Genomic DNA, 17,231 nt, shown 5'->3' on the forward strand with positions numbered 1-17,231 from the left:
TGAGCACTTAGTGCCTGTGTTTTAGGCACTTTAGGCGATATAAGTAACTGGGCTATGAAAGAAAGGAGATTCAATAGCCCAGTTACATGAAAGATACATATACTTCAAACTATTCGCGAAAGAATAGTTTAACGAATAGTTTAGCCCATATACATTTACATCACTCCAGGGCCAACATTTTCAGCAGAATTATTTTCCGGACTTTCTGGTCCAGAAGGTACAGCTGAAGGTTCCGTAGGTTTTTCTACTGGCGCAGATGATTCTGGCTGTACAGAGGCTGTAGGTTTTTCTGATGGCTCAGAAGTATGTTCAGGTGTAGTTTCCAACGGAGAATCAGGTGTAACAGGATTTGCCGGGCCTAAATTTGTTCCAGGTCCGAAGTTTTCCTCATCTGTTTCCTCTTCTTCAGTACTTGTTTCCTCTATGCTCTCCGTCTCCTCTACAGTTTCTTCAGCAGAAGTTTCTTCTTCAGTGGAAGGCTCTTCTGTTGGCTCAGGAGTTGTTTCCTGAGGCGTTTGAGGCTTATTAGAGGAGGTTCCGCCTCCAGTGCCGATAGCTGGTGCATTTTCTCCAGGTTCGGAGATACCGCTTAATTCAGAAATCTTTTTGCTGATTTTTTTCACTTCTGATGATGGAGTATAATTCTCGTCGCCAAATAGTAATTGGTGAAGCTGTATTACATTACTTTCCAAGGTTGTAGCAACTACACAATCCCTTCTATCAATTTTCATAGTAGTTCTGGAGAATGGGAAGCCGGTAGTTTCTGTAATATGGTAATCTCCCATTTGCTTTGCCATTGGTATCAGATCATCAATGCCAATATCTGTAGAAATCTGTGGCAGCACTGTGACAAGGATATTATATCTGACAGACCAATCTGCCTGTTTTGCTTTTTCCATTGCCAGTTCTACTACTTTTCGCTGTCTGGCAGTTCTGTTAAAATCAGTGTCCATCAGCCTTAATCTGGCATATGCCACAGCCTGCACACCGTCCAGATGATTCATTCCGGCATGATCTAATTGGTAGGAGCCAACTCCTGTAGAGTTAACAGTTTCTGTAATAAATGAGTTAATATAAGCAAATTCAGAATCTGCGATTTCCAGATCAATGCCGCCTAGGATATTAATTGCATCTACTACAGCTTTCCAGTTAAATGTGGCGTAGCTGTCGATCTGAAGGTCCAGATTTTCCTCTAAAGCATTGACTGCCTGACTTGGACCGCCTTTAAAGTAAGCTTCATTAATTTTATGGTACTCACCGTCTGGGCTGATTTTTAAATAAGTATCTCTGAACACGGAAACCAGTTGTATTTCTCCAGTAGCTTTATTAATATTACAAATCATTTCCACGTCGGATAAAGCGCCTTTTCCCAGCTTTCCATCCCTGGAATCTACACCAAATACAGCGATGGTCCAATAACCATTATCTTTTTTGTCCCGTATAACAGAAAAAATCACGCTGGCTAATATAAAAAGAGCCAGAATCTCCACAATGAGAAAAATTCGTTTTCTGCGCCGTTTTCGCCGTATCGCTTTGGAGTGTCTGATTTTCCTGTTTTCAAACTCCTCCTGATGGGCGCTGATAAAATCAGACTCTTGTCTTCTGCGCTGCTGTCTTCTTTTTTTCATCCGCTCTAATTCATCTTCATAATCATAGCTCATATTTTTTTACTCCACTAATTTTCTATAGTATTTCCAGTTTGCATCCATTACACTGACTGCTACATTTCCAACAGCGGCGCTGCTTTCGTGAATACAAATCATACTGTCATTTTCTGTCCAGGCCAAAAACATAACTACATGTCCGGATTCCCCGCCTAAGCGTACGATAATATCTCCAGGTTGTAAATCCTGCCTATTTATGGCAGTGCCGGAGGCTGCCAGGCCTGTAGTGCTTTCAGCTGGAAGACGTTTATTTGTGACAGACCAATATACCCAATTAATCCATCCAGAACAGTCTAACCCTTTTAAAATCCTGCCCTTGTAATCAGGTTCAATAATAGATCCAAAGGCATTGCCGGTATATCCTTTTGCCCCAGGCTTACCTCCCCAATAGTATGGAACTCTTCCTACAGAATCAAGAGCAAATCGTATAATATCTTTCCTGATCTGTGAAGTGTCATTTGGAATAAGATCCATATATTTCTGGATTTCCTCCTGACTCATAGGATTTTTCAAAGAAATATTGGAGATTGTCAGCCCATAGTTTTCCATCCAATCCTGAGCGCTTAAATTGGCTGCATAAGCCATAGTCTCCTCTGTCCATCCTGGCCAGCCGCTGTCAGGGTCACCAGGATGGTTATCTAAAGAAAACAAGGAGTGTGTGCCGGTTATGCCAGTTATATTTATAGTAATATTTAAATCAATATGGCCAGGGCATAATACTTCTTCAGTTTCATCAATTGTCTCTGAGGATTCCTGAACATATTCAGATATTTTAACTATTTTTTCTTCCCCATCTTCTGAAATAGTCATAATATCCATGCCAGGGCCGCTGGCCTCTGAAGAAGATGCTAACGCATATGCAGATACGGAAGCTGTGCTCTCAGATGTAGAATCTGAAGAATTATCTGTAGTTTCAGCAGAAGTTGAAGATTGAGAATCAGTTGAGGTTTCTGGTTGCTCAGAACTATCATTTGAATTGGAAGCAATCTCCTTTTGGGCAGCCTCTTCTGCCAAAACTTCTGCAGCCAAATCCTCTTCTAAGGCTTCTTCCTCAGATTTGTTCAGACATCCGTCACAATAATAAATGTCGCCAATGGAGATCTGATAAGAATGAGAATTTTTCCACAGATCCTTTGCATATTGCAAGAAGGTTGTTTCATCCTCATAATCCTGAAAGTATGTAAAAACACTTGCCATAGATAAAATTTCTTTTACATTTGAAGTACCGCTGACTCTCCTGCCGTTTCCATCATAAACAGCTATATTAACATTTTTCCAGGCATTTACTGTCCAGGTATCAGGGTTCTCTTTCTGATGGCGTTCATCTCTTTTATTGTATTTGCCGATTACAGACTGCCTGGGAAGTCCAAGCTTTTCAGCCAATTTTTCCGGGGTCATTCCAGATATGTTGTATATATTATCCAGCCAATCTGCATCCATGATGGATAGACTTTGATAGATTTGTCCTGCCTTACTGTCCATAACATTAGTCGTATCAGAATCTGGACTAAAGCAATATGCCAGATTCAGTTTTTCTGGTTCTGGAACAAATACTTCCGGAAGTTCAAAATTTAATGCAGCTTCCGGTACAGAAGAAAACTGATCAGCGGCCTGATCATAAACGCCTATAACAAGCTGTCCATCTGTTTCCTGAGGAACATATAATGCTGAAATTCCAATAGAAACACCTCCGGCAGCCAGCATAAAAACAGCAGAAACAGCTTGGGCGGACAATGGGAATTTTAATAATTTTTTTAGTGAATCAGATTTGCATATACAATCTTTAATTTTTTCTTTTGGGTTTATAGCATTCATTTGTACCTATCTTTCCTAACAACAGTTCCAAGTTATCATACAGTATTTTACTATACCACAATTTGAAAAGAAAAAACAGAATAAAAAATTTAAAATTTATTAACATTTTTTAAGGTGTTCTGAACAAGAAATTTCGTTGACTCATATGATGTATAGAGATATAATTTACACATTATAATTGAATTTAGAATAAGGAGACAGAATATGTGTGGAATAATTGGATACACAGGACCGCTGGCAGCAAGAAAAGTACTTATAGAAGGCTTATCTCAGCTGGAATACCGCGGTTATGACAGTGCGGGAATTGCATACTTTGGCAGTGATTCATCCATGAAAATAGTGAAAACTATAGGGAAGGTAGCCAATTTAAAGGAACTGTGCAAGGATAAAAATGATGTTTCCCACTGCGGTATCGGTCATACCAGATGGGCAACTCATGGAGGCGTAACAACGGAAAATGCCCACCCACATGAATTTGGGAATGTAGTATTAATACATAATGGAATTATAGAAAACTATCACCAGCTGACAATAGACTTTCACCTGGAGGGAAAGCTTGTCTCTCAGACAGACAGCGAGGTAGCTGCAGCAGTTTTAGATAGTATGTATCATGGAAATCCTATGGAGGCAATTCGCAGCCTGGTACCGCTTTTAGAGGGCTCATATGCCTTCTGTATTATGTTTAAGGACCATCCGGGAGAAATTTATGCAGTGAGAAATGTAAGCCCTTTGGTGGCGGCTTACACCCATTCTGGCTCATTAATTGCATCAGACCTTACTGCATTAATTCCATATACACGTTCTTATTTTGTGCTGCCAGAGGAAAGAATTGTAAAATTAACAGCATACAAAATATGTATGTATGATATGGAGGGCAATTCCAGAGAACCAGAAATCATGGAAGTAAACTGGAATATGGATGCTGCCATGAAAAATGGATTTCCTCACTTCATGCTGAAGGAAATTTATGAGCAGCCGGAAGCTTTGAAAAATACTATTTTGCCTCGGATCAGCAGAGGGCTTCCGGATTTTGAAGCTGACCAGATTCCAGATGCTATTTGGCAGGATTTAAGCCAAATCAGAATTGTAGCCTGCGGAACTGCTATGCACGCAGGAATGGTAGCAAAGGCCATTATGGAACCACTTATGAAAATTCCGGTAATCGTCTCCATTGCCTCTGAATTTCGGTACGAGGACCCGTTAATAGACAACAAAACATTGGTGATTATTATTTCTCAGTCAGGGGAAACCATTGACACATTAGCAGCTTTAAGATTGGCTAAATCCAGGGGCGCTAAAACCTTAGCTATTGTGAATGTAAAAGGCTCTACTATTGCCAGAGAAAGCGATTATGTACTTTATACTCACGCAGGCCCTGAAATTGCCGTTGCCAGCACAAAAGCTTATTCAGTGCAGCTGGCCGCTTTATACCTGGTATGCTGTCGTATGGCATATATAAATAAGGCTTTAACAGAGGAAGAAAGTATAAACTTTATCAGCCAGCTTTTAGATGTAATTCCTGCTATGGAAGCCATGATTCATCAGGCAGATACTATTAAGGCTGTTGTAAATCACCTGGTAAATCAGCCGGACGCATTTTTTATTGGACGTGGTTTAGATTACACATTTTCATTAGAAGGGGCTTTAAAATTAAAGGAGATATCTTATATTCACGCTGAGGCCTATGCAGCAGGGGAATTGAAGCACGGGACAATTGCTTTAATTGCAGAAAATGTTCCGGTTATCGCTATTGCTACACAGGATAAAATATTCGGAAAAACGATTTCTAATATTAGAGAGGTAAAGGCAAGAGGAGCATTTGTCATATTGCTGGCAAAAGAAAATGCCACTGTAGATCAAGGCGTAGCTGATATTCAAATCAGAATACCGAATATTAACGATCACTTTACTGTATTTCCTATTGCAGTGGTGCTGCAGCTGATTGCCTATTATGCTTCACTTTTAAAGGGGTTAGACGTGGATCAGCCTAGAAATCTGGCAAAGTCAGTAACTGTAGAATAATGTAGAGAATTCCTATAAAATTAAATAAGGGTGCTGTGGTCACAGCACCCTGCATAAATTATTTTTTCAGCCATTCTTGTTTTTTCTTAGCAAAATCTAAAATAATATCAACACAGCCCTCCTGTCCCAGTGAACTGCTATTTAAGCACAATTCATAGCTGACAGCATCCCCCCACTTTTTGCTGGAGTAATAATTATAATAGCTGGATCTTTTTTTATCTGTTTTAATCATTAAATCTCTGGCCTTAGCCTCTGGAAGATTATTTACCTTTGCCAGGCGTTTAATCTTCTCCTCCTCATCAGCAGAAATAAACACGCTGACCACATTAGGAAAATCAGCCAAAGCGTAATCTGCGCATCGTCCTACAATAATACATGATTCTTCCATAGCCAGTTTTTTAATGGTATCAAATTGAGCCAGGAAAATTTTGTGGTTAATAGGCATATCTGTATATGCAGATGTAGTGTAGCCAAGAGAATAAGTGTCCATAACTAAAGAATACAGAAAGCTGCTGGTAGGCTTTTCATCGTGTGATTCAAATAATTCTTTGCATAAACCGCTGTTCTTTGCTGCCAGGTTTAACAATTCCTTATCGTAACACTTTACTCCCAGCCTTTCTGCCAGCTTTAATCCAATGGCTTTACCGCCGCTTCCACACTGCCTTCCTATAGTTATTACTAAATTATTATTCATAATCAGCTCTCCTTTCAGTCATAAATATCAGTATTGAGCAAAAATATCTATAAATATTATACAACAAAATATGGGAAAAGTACATTAATTATTTCAATTTTTCTAAAAGTTCCTGAAAATATTCAGGCAATGGAGCTGTAAATTCCATATATTGACCAGACGCTGGATGAATAATTCCAAGAACGCCGGCGTGAAGCGTCTGCCCCTGAAGATAAGAATAAGGACAACGTGATGGGCCGTAAATACTGTCTCCTAACAAAGGATGGTGAATGCTGGCCATATGAACCCGAATTTGATGAGTGCGCCCTGTTTCCAGCTGGCATTCAATAAATGTAAATTTTTCAAATCGCCTAAGAACTTTGTAATGGGTGATGGCCTCTTTTCCATTTTTGTAATTAACGCTCATTTTTTTTCTATCAATGGGGTGACGTCCAATAGGGGCATCTACAGTGCCCTCATCTTCCTTTATAACGCCGTGTACTATGGCATAATATTTTCTGGTAATAGAATGTTCCTTTAGCTGCTCTGCAATAGAATTGTGAGATAAATCATTTTTACACACAATTAAAACCCCGGTGGTGTCCATATCAATACGATGAACAATACCAGGGCGCATAATTCCATTAATACCAGAAAGACTGTCCTTACAGTGCTCCATTAAGCCATTGACTAAAGTGCCGGAATAATGGCCGGCTGCAGGATGAACCACCATTCCCTTAGGCTTATTTACAAGCAGAATATAAGAATCCTCATATATAATATCCAGGTCCATAGGTTCTGCCTGAATTTCCGGCTCCTGAGCCTCTGGGATAGCCATTTGAATCATATCCCCTGCACATACCTTGTAGCTGCCCTTCTCCCATTTGCCATTTACAAAAACCATTTGGTTTTTAATCAGCTTTTGGATAAAGGACCTGGACATTTCACCTTGACAGCCAGATAAATAAGCATCCAATCTGCCTTCCTGTCCTGGCTGTACAATAAATTCAGCTTTATCTATCAAAGTCAGGTTCCTCCTTTTCCTTTAAAAGAAAAAACCTCCAGATCCTGATCCTTATAATAAAATAAAATCAAACCAGCTAAAACGCCTGTAGCTACAGTTACATAACAGTCAGCTACATTGAAAATAGGAAAATCAATTAAGCTAAAATATAAAAAGTCTACAACATACCCTTGGGAAAGACGATCTATCATATTTCCCACAGCCCCTGCAGTAATTCCTAAAGCACATAATCCCAGGGGAATATATTTTGAAGAATAGGGCATACGGATTAACAGATAAGTAACTGCAATAATGACAATTGCTCCAATGATAAAGAAAAAGCCCTGTTTTCCCTGGAGTATACCAAACGCAGCTCCCCGGTTTTCTGAATACAGCAGTTGAAAAACACCGTCCCAAACTACGTAAGGGTTCTTATCCTTGAGATGGGCTACTGCCAGATTTTTTGTCCACTGGTCCAGAACCAGCAGAACTGCTAAACCAGCTAGAAATCCTGAAAATTGTTTGATTTTCTGATTCATATAGACTCCTTATGCGAAAATGTGGGAAAGGCCTTCCCTCATTTCTTCCTCTGTAACATTTTTGTATATGCAGGCTTCTCCCACACCGTTCAGGAGAATAAATTTAATTACGCCTGCCTCCATCTTCTTATCATTTTTTGTAGCCTCAATTACCTGATCAGATGACAAGCCTGATACAGTTACAGGAATGTGAAAAGACTGAATAAAGTTTCTGATCTGCTCAGCTTCTGTATGAGAAATTAGTCCTCTTTTAGCAGAAATATAGGAAGCTGCAATACAGCCTAAGGCTACACAATGGCCGTGGAGCATACGGAAATCAGACAGCTTTTCTATGGCGTGTCCCAAAGTATGTCCAAAGTTTAAAAAGGCACGGATGCCCTGCTCTTTTGGGTCCTCTTCTACCACATCCCGTTTAATATAATCACTTTCCAATATCATTTTCCCGCATATATCTAAGTCTCTGGAAAGAATTTTTTCCCTTTCTGCTTCCAGGAAAGAATAGTAATCGGCGCTTCGTATCAGGCCATGCTTAATAATTTCTCCCATGCCTGAGGAAAATTGTTCTTTAGGCAAAGTGAGAAGAGCGCCTGTGTTGCTGTACACCAAAAGTGGCATGTGGAAGGCGCCTACCATATTTTTGTATGCATCAAAGTCTACTCCCGTTTTTCCGCCAATACTGCTATCCACCTGAGACAGCAAAGTTGTAGGCACCTGAATAAAAGAAATTCCCCTTAAATAGGTAGCAGCTGCAAAACCGCACAAATCTCCTACTACGCCGCCGCCCAGGGCTACCAGGATATCTTTTCTGTCAAATTTAGAAAGGATTAAATGCTCATATAAGCTGCGCACAGTGTCCAGGTTTTTATACTCCTCTCCTGCAGGAAAAACAAAGGATGTTACCTGCCTGGAGCAGGAAGAAAGCTGGGCCTTCACTTCCTCTAAATACAGCTTTTCTACATTAGAATCTGTGACAATACAAACCTTTCTGCCGGCTGTAAAGCATTCTGCCTCTTCAGCTAAACGTTGAAAGGAGGGTTCCAGCACAATATCGTAAACAGGCTGGTTGTTTAAGTGAACAGTAATTCTTTTTTCCATTTTGCAGTCTCCTAACAGTATTTATCCAGGGCTACAAAAATACGCCCCTTTTTTGTCTCATTTTTTATGCCTTTAAAGTGAAAACGTCCAAGGCCGCGCACAGATACAATATCTCCTTCCTTTAGGGAAGCGCTGTTGGACGCAGCCAGCTTTCCATTAATAAATACCCTCTCTCCTTCAATATAAGGCACTATTTTTCCTCTGGAACTTTTGTAAGCCAAAGCCAGCACATTGTCAAGTCTGAGAGAGGCTATACTGCCCTCTATGGTCTCAAAGGAAGGAGATATGGAAATTTCAGAGAAAGCCTGTATTTCCACGCTTACAGAGGTATGACGGATAGAAGAAAGACCTCCGGCAATATATTCTGCCAAATCCTCCATGCAGAATAAATATGCCTGGTTTCCATCTAATAAAATATCTCCTGTTTTGCAGCGGTCAATGCCCAGGCTCATAACAGCGCCCAGATAATCTCTATGTGTAAGAGACTGGGCAAACTTTTCATGGACAGGGGCAATTCGCAGGCAGGAAACAGGAGGTACAAAGTTATTTTCATCCATATAGGACGGAAGAAAGCAAACAACTTTCCTTTCAGCCAGTTCATAGCCTCCGTACAGATATTGCCGAACGTCAGCCATAGACCGGGCTAAGGAGTGGAAAATTGTCTGCTCATTTAAATTTAAAAAATCCGTATGGGTTGGAATATCACGCTGATATGATAATTCAGCAAGTTCCAGTATTCTCTTTCGCAGTAATTGTTCTTCTTTTTCCATAATCTAATTGTACGCTATTAATATTTACAGATGTATATTCATGCCAGACATGCCGGACATGTCCATTCCAGATGAAAGAAGATCCTGGAAATCCCCGGAAAGCTCAACTGATTCCGGAGTGGCGATAAATATGTAATTTGAAATCTTCTGCAGATTTCCATTCATAGAGTAAGTGGCCCCAGATGTAAAGTCAATGATTCTCTGCGCCACCTCCATATGAATCCCTTCCATGTTCAGAACTACGGCCTTGCCTGCCAGCAGGTAGTCGCATATTTCTTTTGAATCATCCATGGTGGTAGGTTTTACCAGCGCTACCTCCATTCCCCGCTTCATAGGAACTACTTTATTATTAGAACGGGACATAAACCTTGGCTTAGCCTGAGGTCTGTCCTCTTCTTCCTCATAATCATCGTAATCGTTATTTCCCCTGGAAAACAGGCTTCTTTTCGCAGGCTTCTCTTCCTCGTAGTCGTCATCTAAGAAGTAATCATCGTCATCTTCGTCGTTAAACTTCATGGTATCCATTAATTTTCCTAAAAGACTCATACTTTCTCTCCTATCTCGTACCGAATATTCCGGTACCAACTCTAATCATGGTTGCACCTTCTTCAATAGCGACCTCATAGTCGCCTGTCATCCCCATAGAAAGTACACTCATAGTACCATTATCAATGTTTTTACTTTTCATGTCAACATAAAATTGATATAATTTTTTAAAAATTTCCCGATTGTCCTCTGGATTCTCTACAAATGGTGCAACTGTCATAAAGCCTTTTATAATAATGTTGGAAAATTCTTGGATTTTTTTCACATTTTCTTCCAAATCTTCCAGATAAAATCCAAATTTACTTTCTTCTCTGGCTACATTTACCTCCAAAAGAATCTCTGCCTGAATATTCCTTTTTACAGCTTCCTTACTAATCTGCTCTGCCAGCGCTACAGAGTCCACAGAATGAATCAACACAGCCTTGTCTATTACCTGCCGCACTTTATTCTTCTGCAGGTGCCCAATCATATGAAAGCGGGTGTGAGAAGGAACCTGGGGTATTTTCTCCACAATCTCCTGAACTCTGTTTTCGCCAAAGTCAGTCATGCCTGCATCTATGGCCTCCAAAATCATAGAGACCGGTTTTGTTTTACTAACTGCAATCAACAGAACATCCTCAGGATTTCTGCCGGCTCTTTTACATGCAGCTGCTATATTCTTTTCTACTTCCCTGATATTTTCTCTAATCATAATTATCTCCTGTTAATTACTGGTAAACAATGGCGCCTTCATAGACTGTATTGGCATTTAATACAATATGATCATAAACAGAAAGGCCATAGCGGGTTCCTTTTTTTACGGTATAATACTCCTCATTAGAGGACAGAACTTCAATCTGCTTAAATACAGCATAACCTTTGTTAATGTTGTAAACTCCCTGAAGAGAAGCCGTCTGCCCCAATTGATATCTATCTCCTGCATCTGGCTTTACAATGTAATCCCCTGCCTTTAATTCGCCGTCCTCTGAAATATTAATGTAATAATATTGGTCGTTAGAGGAATATAAGGTAGTTGGAACAAAAACTACAGAGGTTCCCTTGTCAGAATATACTTCCTTGTAAAAACCGCTGTCAGAGCTGTCTCCTCCCTGGGCTAAATAGTCTATCGGCACCAGGAAAAAGTCTTTGGAAATTACTGATGTTACAGGAATTTTTAGTCCCTGTACCGGGTCGGCGTTCACCTCAAATTTAATAAAGCGCTCAGAAGCAAACTGTACTAAATATTTGTCAAAATCCACTTTTCCGTAGGATTTGCCGTCTGCTCCTGCAGAAATAGTGAATTTTCCATTTATGGTAAGGCCATAGCCTGGAAATGTAATTTCCAGGTTCTCCATACTGCTGTATTCCTTAACATCATCCTCTGTCAGCTGAAATACAAGAGACCACTGCTCGGAAGTAATAATTTTGTAAGCAGGACCGTCTTTTTCCAGCAGCTCTCCAGATTTAGTGATGGTCTTGTTGTAGCCGCTGCGGTCAAAGGCCTCCTCTGTAATAGAGGCAGATGTTAAATCAGAATAAAACTTAGTATTGCCCTCTTTATCTGTGTATGAATCAATAATATATGAAACGATTCCTGATTGATCAGAACGCACCTGCTGGTAACTGATGCCGGCCTCCGCCAAAGCAGAATCTAGGTCGTCTCTGGAATTTAAATTCATAAATTCAGCTACAGAAGAATCCAGAGAATATTTAGCATCATATACCTGGGAAAAATGCTGATCACTGTAAGATTGACTGAAGGAGGACAGCTGCCGCTTCAGCTCCGTCATATCTCTGTCTGAAATTTCACCGTTTGCCGCCAGCTGAGACTCCAAAAACTCAGAAAGGCTTCCTGTCTCATCTACAGAATACACTCTGGTGCCCACAGAAGCCCTTTTACCCTCCCGGATATAGCAGTTGGCATACCCGGCTCGATCTGTATATTTAATTTCTTCCTGACGCAGAATTAATCCGGTATAACTTTTGTCATTTACAATACCGCCCTCTTTCACCTCATAAAACTGGGTTTTATCTCTTCTAATATAGGTATATACATAAAAAGACATGTAAACAAAAATGAGAAAAAAAATGATCATGCCTATATTAATGTTTAAAGGGCGCCGGTACCGGACAATTTTCTTGACTTTTCTTTTTTTTGCCATCAGAGGAACCTCCAAAAAAGAGGGTGGCCGCCTTTGCGACACCCCCCTTTTAAAATTCATTTATGTATGATTACAATGAAATAACCACATCATTCTGAGCATTGGCAGGAAGATCATCCTTATTCATTGAAATACTCAGAACAAAGGTTACATGATATTTCTTACCGATTTCTTCAAGAGTTGAAATAACCTCTGAAATATCTTCCCCTTCTAAACAGGAAAGCTTCAAAAAGCTGTCTAAAAACATAATTTCCAGGTCGTGATCCTGTGAGATTATACCGCACAGAAAACCAACAAATGCTTCACTGGAAGTGATTGGATACTCATTTACATTAATGAGGCGGATTTTATTATTTAATTCATACATGTGTTTGGCGCTTTTGTCCAAATATACAATGGAACCTGTGGAATCCTTAATAGCTGTATTTGCCTTATCTAATAAATGCTTTGTCTTTCCTTTCCCCTTTTCTCCGGCAATGATCTGAACCATAACTATCTCCTCCTTGAGTTTATTTAATTTGTATAAAAAGTCAATTCATATTACTCTAATTATAGAATAAATTTAGAAAAAACGCAATCTCTAATCGACAATTTTATGAATTAGATTTGTCATATTTTCATAAAGTCCAGGTCTGCTGTCAGCCTTTAATACAACAGAAATATATTCCTTTCCATTATTATCCTGGCTGCCCATAATCAGGCAGTACCCTGCAGCGCTGGTAGTTCCGGTTTTTCCGCCGAAAACAGTAAGTCCGGAAGGGGTGTCCCGCTCTCCTGTCATATACCAGTTGCCGCCTTTCCATGTCTGAGAAACCTTTTCTCCAGCTGAATTTTCATATTCAGCATAATAGGATGTAGTTTTGATTACATCGCGGAATTTTTCATATTTTAAAGCTTCATTAAAGATTAAGTATAAATCATAAGCAGTCGTGTAATGATCTGCACTGTTAAGTCCGTGAGCGTTTACAAAGTGCGTGCCTGTAGCTCCCAGTCTTTTGGCCTCCTGATTCATCATCTGACTGAAAGCTTCGTCACTTCCTGCCATGTGCTGAGCAATGGCAGCCCCGGCATCATTTCCAGAAGGCAGCATAAGGCCATAAAGCAGCTGCTCCAAAGTTAAACGGTCCCCTGGCTTAATATTGCACAAGGTAGCTCCCTGCTCTGTAATCACAGCGCTGTCTGTCACAGTTACCTGGTCAGAAAGATTGCCGTATTTAATGGCAATTAAAGCAGTCATTACCTTGGTAATGCTGGCCGGATACAAGGTTTCAAATGCATTTTTGCTAAATAGTACAGAACTGTCGTCTATGGAAAACAAAGCGGCAGCTTCTGAGCTGATAGAATTGTCAGAAAATAATGATTCATCTTCCACTACACAAAGATCAGAGGCAAAGGCCTTTGCCCTGCTTCCTTCCTCTGAAGACAGATCATTTTGAGGAGTACGTTCCTGAAAGGAATAGGCATCCTCCAGATTCCCCTGTACACTGCAGCCGGAAACAGGGAGACAGACGGCTAAAACCGCTATTGCAGCAACAGCCGCCTGTGTCCGAATCCGCTTTTTTATTTGTATGCATCTCTCCATTCTAAATCTCCGCGATCTAAAGACTTCACTAACAGCTCTGCCGTAGCTACATTGGTTGCCAAAGGAATATTGTGCATATCACAGAGACGTACAACATTATTTACATCTGGTTCATGGGCCTTAGGAGCCAGTGGATCTCTGAGAAAAATAACAAGATCAATATCATTGTGCTCGATCTGAGAACCTAACTGCTGCTCTCCCCCCAGATGTCCGGCTAAATATTTGTGAATATTAAGATTAGTAACCTCCTCTATCAGTCTTCCTGTTGTACCAGTAGCATATAATTCATTTTTGCTTAAAATACCCCGGTAAGCAATGCAAAAATTCTGCATAAGTTTTTTCTTAGAATCATGTGCAATTAAGCCAATGTTCATTTGAAAATACCTCCTTTATCCTAATGATTATTTTTTCTTTGAAGTGCAACATTCAGAACAACCCCGATTCCCATGTACATACTGACTAAGGAGCTGACGCCGTAACTGACAAACGGCAAAGGCAGTCCTGTGTTCGGGAACATTCCCGTGGCAACTGCAATGTTGGAAAAAGCCTGAAAGGCCAGCAATGCTGCCATACCCGTACAGAGAAGTTTTCCTGTCATGTCTTTTGCCTGGTGAGCCATCCACAGACACTCAAAAACAATGGCGGCAAATAAAAGGATTACAGCTACGCAGCCAATAAACCCCAATTCTTCCCCGATAACTGCGAAAATGAAATCCGTTTGTTCTTCTGATAGGAAATTCCCCTTTTTTACTGAAGAAAGGGTATTAGTATTTAAACCCTTGCCGCTGAGCAATCCTGAACCAATGGCCATAATAGAATTGTCCTGCTGGTAATTGGCATCTGCATAATTGGTTTTATCTACCCATGCGAGTATACGGCGAACCTGGTAATCCTTTAAAAAAGGAACCATGTTGATTTTTAAAAGATAAATGAACAGTCCGCCTAAAGGTAAGCACACCGCCAGTACACCGCCGATCCACTTAAAGCTGATGCCTGCAATAAACACCATGCATATAACAGTAAAGGCGATAACAAGGCTGGTGGAAAGATTAGGCTCCGCTAAAACAAGAAGTATTGGCAGACCAAATAATCCAGCGGCAATGGCTAAAATTTTCCAGTGATTAATTTGCTCATAATATTTGCCTAAATACCAGGAAGTGAATAATATTAGTCCTATTTTGGCAAATTCCGACGGCTGAAGCTGGCCGATCACCGGCAGTACAATCCATCTTCTAGCTCCGTTTACTCTGATGCCGAAAAACAAAACAGCCAGAAGAAGAAGCAGGCATAATGCGTAAATACTGCCGCTGAAATTAATGATTTTCTGATATGGGATTAAAGACAGGGCCACAGCAAAAATCACACCGGCTGCTACGCCCACCATCTGTTTTCCCACCATAGCGTTATCGTTGTTAGTGGCGCTGAATATAATTAAAATTCCAATAATATTCAGCGCAATAATATACAGTAAGAGACGAAAGTTGTATTTTCTCCAGTTATAATCAAACAGCATTTAAAATGTCCCCTTATTTCCTATGTTTAAAATTGGAATATTGGCATGAAGGACAGGTACTTTTCTGCCTTGTTTTGCGGCGTTTTGTTTTAACTGTATTTCAATTCCGTTTATATCAATTTCCATATATTTTGATATAGTGCCGGCCAGGTCCTCTTTGATCATCTCAATAATCTCAGGAGAACACTGGGCCTTGTCTGAAACTAACAAAAGTTTCAGGCGCTGCCTGGCCATCTCGCCGGAATTTCTCTTTGGCAGCATTGGAAACAGTTTCATATTCGCATCCCCCTCAGGCTCGTTTCAGGAAGCTGGTTAAACGGTATAAAAGTCCCCGCTGGTTTTCCAGATCCAATAACGGCAGCTGCTCTCCCACAATTCTGCGGCAGATGTTCATATAGGCTTGTCCTGCCAGGGAATTGCTGCCAGCCAAAGGTTCGCCTTGATTAGTGGAGATCACGATTTCCTCATCATCAGGAACTGCTCCAATAATGTCTACAGCTAAAATGTCGATGACGTCATTTAACGACATCATATCGCCCCTCTTTACCATATCCATGCGAATACGATTGACGATTAAGTCAATGCCGTCCATACCGTCTGCCTCCAGAAGACCAATAATGCGGTCAGCATCACGAATAGCAGACACCTCAGGAGTGGTAACAACCAGAGCCCTGTCTGCGCCCGCAACAGCATTCTGGAACCCACGCTCAATACCAGCAGGGCAGTCCAGCAGTATGTAATCAAACTCTTCTCTCAGGTCATCGACCAGTTTTTTCATCTGTCCAGGATTTACAGAATTCTTATCTCTTGTCTGGGCAGACGGAAGCAAGTACAGGTTAGGATATCTTTTGTCTTTTATCAGGGCTTGTTTTATACGGCAATTTCCCTCTACAACGTCCACCAGATTATATACAATCCGATTTTCCAGTCCCATGACTACATCCAGGTTTCTCAAGCCGATATCTGTATCAATCAACGCCACCCGATAACCTAAAATTGCCAGACCAGTTCCAACGTTTGCAGAGGTAGTGGTCTTGCCTACCCCGCCTTTTCCGGAAGTAATCACGATGACTTCGCTCATAATGAATATCCTCCTGTTATCAATGTACCATAATATATTGTACATGAAATCTCTGATTTTTTCCAGTCTTTATGTAAATTTATGAAAATTTAATGAAATCCAGAAAATTTCTTTTTAGTGATTTAACGGTAAGCTGCTCGCCCTCCGCCATAATCATAGTGGGGCCCCGCCCCAGCTTTTTTCCTCTTTCCCCGAAGCTGTTAGTAAGATCGGCAATTTTAATGTGTACAGGAGCCATATCCAGGGCGACTATTACAGCCTCCCTATTGCCGGCGGCTCCTGCGTGGACGCTTCCCTTTAATTCTCCTAAAATAATAACATTGCCTTTAGCGGCGATTCTGGCGCCGTGGCATACGTCGCCGATGACTACGATGCTGGCCTCAGAATCCAGAGTTTCCCCTCTTGTAAGGTTTCCACGGTAAAACTGTCCTGTTCTGGAATTTAGTTCCATCAGCTTTTCATTTAAAGCTTTTTCACAACGCGCTACCCGCTGAGCGTTTGTATCTAAAAGACATAAAATCTCTATTTGGGAGTTTTCCGTAATAGTATTTACTACGCAAAACTCCTCTTCCGCTGTCAGCTGCCGCCCTTCCAGGGTCAGCGCCATCTGAACAGAACCCCAGAATCTGGCGCTTTCCCGAAACTTTCCGGCAATATCCTGAATCAGCTGATGAAAAGGTACAGACGGGTCCAGATATACAGACAATCCGGATTTACTGCCCTTTATCATAACTGTATTTCGCATTTCAACCACCTCTTGTTTTTTATTTCATTTGCTCCTCGTTTC

18 protein-coding genes are annotated in these 17,231 nt (G+C 40.7%); 1 reads left to right on the forward strand and 17 read right to left on the reverse strand.

Annotated elements, in window-relative coordinates; translation table 11 throughout:
- Positions 1-155: 155 nt before the first annotated feature.
- Together C1A07_RS00680 and C1A07_RS00685 are read right to left on the reverse strand one after the other, a co-directional pair.
- The gene (locus C1A07_RS00680; protein ID WP_101875393.1) at positions 156-1,661 is read right to left on the reverse strand and encodes an LCP family protein; all 1,506 of its coding nucleotides are present in this window, start codon (positions 1,659-1,661) and stop codon (positions 156-158) included.
- Between the two features lie 6 nt (positions 1,662-1,667).
- Positions 1,668-3,479 (reverse strand): C40 family peptidase, encoded by a 1,812-nt coding sequence (locus C1A07_RS00685; protein ID WP_101875394.1) that lies wholly within the window; start codon positions 3,477-3,479, stop codon positions 1,668-1,670.
- Positions 3,480-3,683: 204 nt separating this feature from the next.
- On the opposite strand from C1A07_RS00685, the gene glmS reads away from it, so the two are divergent.
- Positions 3,684-5,501 carry a glutamine--fructose-6-phosphate transaminase (isomerizing) gene (gene glmS, locus C1A07_RS00690; protein WP_101875395.1) on the forward strand — a complete coding sequence of 606 codons (1,818 nt, stop codon included), beginning with the start codon at positions 3,684-3,686 and terminating at the stop codon, positions 5,499-5,501.
- Between the two features lie 58 nt (positions 5,502-5,559).
- On the opposite strand, the gene C1A07_RS00695 is transcribed toward glmS, so the two are convergent.
- The 15 genes from C1A07_RS00695 to C1A07_RS00765 all read right to left on the reverse strand — a co-directional run bounded on the left by C1A07_RS00695 (position 5,560) and on the right by C1A07_RS00765 (position 17,189).
- The gene (locus C1A07_RS00695; RefSeq protein WP_101875396.1) at positions 5,560-6,195 is read right to left on the reverse strand and encodes a cytidylate kinase-like family protein; all 636 of its coding nucleotides are present in this window, start codon (positions 6,193-6,195) and stop codon (positions 5,560-5,562) included.
- Between the two features lie 88 nt (positions 6,196-6,283).
- Complete coding sequence (locus tag C1A07_RS00700) at positions 6,284-7,195, reverse strand: RluA family pseudouridine synthase (protein ID WP_334293513.1); 912 nt, start codon at positions 7,193-7,195, stop codon at positions 6,284-6,286.
- A gap of 5 nt (positions 7,196-7,200) precedes the next feature.
- Positions 7,201-7,716 carry a signal peptidase II gene (gene lspA, locus C1A07_RS00705; RefSeq protein WP_101875397.1) on the reverse strand — a complete coding sequence of 172 codons (516 nt, stop codon included), beginning with the start codon at positions 7,714-7,716 and terminating at the stop codon, positions 7,201-7,203.
- Between the two features lie 9 nt (positions 7,717-7,725).
- On the reverse strand, positions 7,726-8,811 hold the full coding sequence (aroB, locus tag C1A07_RS00710; protein WP_101875398.1) for a 3-dehydroquinate synthase: 1,086 nt from the start codon (positions 8,809-8,811) through the stop codon (positions 7,726-7,728).
- 11 nt (positions 8,812-8,822) lie between these two features.
- Positions 8,823-9,581: a YlmH family RNA-binding protein gene (locus C1A07_RS00715; protein ID WP_101875399.1), complete on the reverse strand. Its 759-nt coding sequence runs from the start codon at positions 9,579-9,581 to the stop codon at positions 8,823-8,825.
- Positions 9,582-9,605: 24 nt separating this feature from the next.
- Positions 9,606-10,127: a cell division protein SepF gene (locus tag C1A07_RS00720; protein WP_101875400.1), complete on the reverse strand. Its 522-nt coding sequence runs from the start codon at positions 10,125-10,127 to the stop codon at positions 9,606-9,608.
- Positions 10,128-10,137: 10 nt separating this feature from the next.
- On the reverse strand, positions 10,138-10,818 hold the full coding sequence (locus C1A07_RS00725; RefSeq protein WP_101875401.1) for a YggS family pyridoxal phosphate-dependent enzyme: 681 nt from the start codon (positions 10,816-10,818) through the stop codon (positions 10,138-10,140).
- A 16-nt stretch (positions 10,819-10,834) separates the two neighbouring features.
- Complete coding sequence (locus tag C1A07_RS00730) at positions 10,835-12,268, reverse strand: HlyD family efflux transporter periplasmic adaptor subunit (protein WP_101875402.1); 1,434 nt, start codon at positions 12,266-12,268, stop codon at positions 10,835-10,837.
- 70 nt (positions 12,269-12,338) lie between these two features.
- Positions 12,339-12,758 carry a twitching motility protein PilT gene (locus tag C1A07_RS00735; RefSeq protein WP_101875403.1) on the reverse strand — a complete coding sequence of 140 codons (420 nt, stop codon included), beginning with the start codon at positions 12,756-12,758 and terminating at the stop codon, positions 12,339-12,341.
- Positions 12,759-12,848: 90 nt separating this feature from the next.
- Entirely contained in the window at positions 12,849-13,850 is a 1,002-nt protein-coding gene (locus tag C1A07_RS00740; protein WP_101875404.1) for a D-alanyl-D-alanine carboxypeptidase family protein, read from the reverse strand.
- Positions 13,829-14,224, reverse strand: coding sequence for a methylglyoxal synthase (locus tag C1A07_RS00745; RefSeq protein ID WP_101875405.1), 396 nt, complete (start codon positions 14,222-14,224; stop codon positions 13,829-13,831). The genes C1A07_RS00740 and C1A07_RS00745 overlap by 22 nt, the downstream gene beginning before the upstream one ends.
- Before the next feature lie 20 nt (positions 14,225-14,244).
- Entirely contained in the window at positions 14,245-15,363 is a 1,119-nt protein-coding gene (locus tag C1A07_RS00750; protein ID WP_101875406.1) for an FtsW/RodA/SpoVE family cell cycle protein, read from the reverse strand.
- Positions 15,364-15,639 carry a cell division topological specificity factor MinE gene (gene minE, locus C1A07_RS00755; RefSeq protein ID WP_101875407.1) on the reverse strand — a complete coding sequence of 92 codons (276 nt, stop codon included), beginning with the start codon at positions 15,637-15,639 and terminating at the stop codon, positions 15,364-15,366. It lies immediately after the preceding gene.
- Positions 15,640-15,652: 13 nt separating this feature from the next.
- Positions 15,653-16,444 carry a septum site-determining protein MinD gene (minD, locus tag C1A07_RS00760; RefSeq protein ID WP_101875408.1) on the reverse strand — a complete coding sequence of 264 codons (792 nt, stop codon included), beginning with the start codon at positions 16,442-16,444 and terminating at the stop codon, positions 15,653-15,655.
- A gap of 79 nt (positions 16,445-16,523) precedes the next feature.
- Entirely contained in the window at positions 16,524-17,189 is a 666-nt protein-coding gene (locus C1A07_RS00765; protein WP_101875409.1) for a septum site-determining protein MinC, read from the reverse strand.
- Between the last annotated feature and the right edge of the window lie 42 nt (positions 17,190-17,231).

It is taken from the genome of Lachnoclostridium edouardi (assembly GCF_900240245.1).
GTDB classification, from domain to species: domain Bacteria; phylum Bacillota; class Clostridia; order Lachnospirales; family Lachnospiraceae; genus Lachnoclostridium_A; species Lachnoclostridium_A edouardi.

Bases quoted from the DNA above. Each gene is read 5' to 3' on its own strand.
- C1A07_RS00765 (WP_101875409.1), bottom strand. From the start codon at position 17,189: ATGCGAAATACAGTTATGATAAAGGGCAGTAAATCCGGATTGTCTGTA.
- minD (WP_101875408.1), bottom strand. From the start codon at position 16,444: ATGAGCGAAGTCATCGTGATTACTTCCGGAAAAGGCGGGGTAGGCAAG.
- lspA (WP_101875397.1), bottom strand. From the start codon at position 7,716: ATGAATCAGAAAATCAAACAATTTTCAGGATTTCTAGCTGGTTTAGCA.
- C1A07_RS00695 (WP_101875396.1), bottom strand. From the start codon at position 6,195: ATGAATAATAATTTAGTAATAACTATAGGAAGGCAGTGTGGAAGCGGC.
- minE (WP_101875407.1), bottom strand. From the start codon at position 15,639: ATGAAACTGTTTCCAATGCTGCCAAAGAGAAATTCCGGCGAGATGGCC.
- aroB (WP_101875398.1), bottom strand. From the start codon at position 8,811: ATGGAAAAAAGAATTACTGTTCACTTAAACAACCAGCCTGTTTACGAT.
- C1A07_RS00725 (WP_101875401.1), bottom strand. From the start codon at position 10,818: ATGATTAGAGAAAATATCAGGGAAGTAGAAAAGAATATAGCAGCTGCA.
- C1A07_RS00720 (WP_101875400.1), bottom strand. From the start codon at position 10,127: ATGAGTCTTTTAGGAAAATTAATGGATACCATGAAGTTTAACGACGAA.
- C1A07_RS00685 (WP_101875394.1), bottom strand. From the start codon at position 3,479: ATGAATGCTATAAACCCAAAAGAAAAAATTAAAGATTGTATATGCAAA.
- C1A07_RS00735 (WP_101875403.1), bottom strand. From the start codon at position 12,758: ATGGTTCAGATCATTGCCGGAGAAAAGGGGAAAGGAAAGACAAAGCAT.
- C1A07_RS00745 (WP_101875405.1), bottom strand. From the start codon at position 14,224: ATGAACATTGGCTTAATTGCACATGATTCTAAGAAAAAACTTATGCAG.
- glmS (WP_101875395.1), top strand. From the start codon at position 3,684: ATGTGTGGAATAATTGGATACACAGGACCGCTGGCAGCAAGAAAAGTA.
- C1A07_RS00730 (WP_101875402.1), bottom strand. From the start codon at position 12,268: ATGGCAAAAAAAAGAAAAGTCAAGAAAATTGTCCGGTACCGGCGCCCT.
- C1A07_RS00715 (WP_101875399.1), bottom strand. From the start codon at position 9,581: ATGGAAAAAGAAGAACAATTACTGCGAAAGAGAATACTGGAACTTGCT.
- C1A07_RS00750 (WP_101875406.1), bottom strand. From the start codon at position 15,363: ATGCTGTTTGATTATAACTGGAGAAAATACAACTTTCGTCTCTTACTG.
- C1A07_RS00680 (WP_101875393.1), bottom strand. From the start codon at position 1,661: ATGAGCTATGATTATGAAGATGAATTAGAGCGGATGAAAAAAAGAAGA.
- C1A07_RS00740 (WP_101875404.1), bottom strand. From the start codon at position 13,850: ATGGAGAGATGCATACAAATAAAAAAGCGGATTCGGACACAGGCGGCT.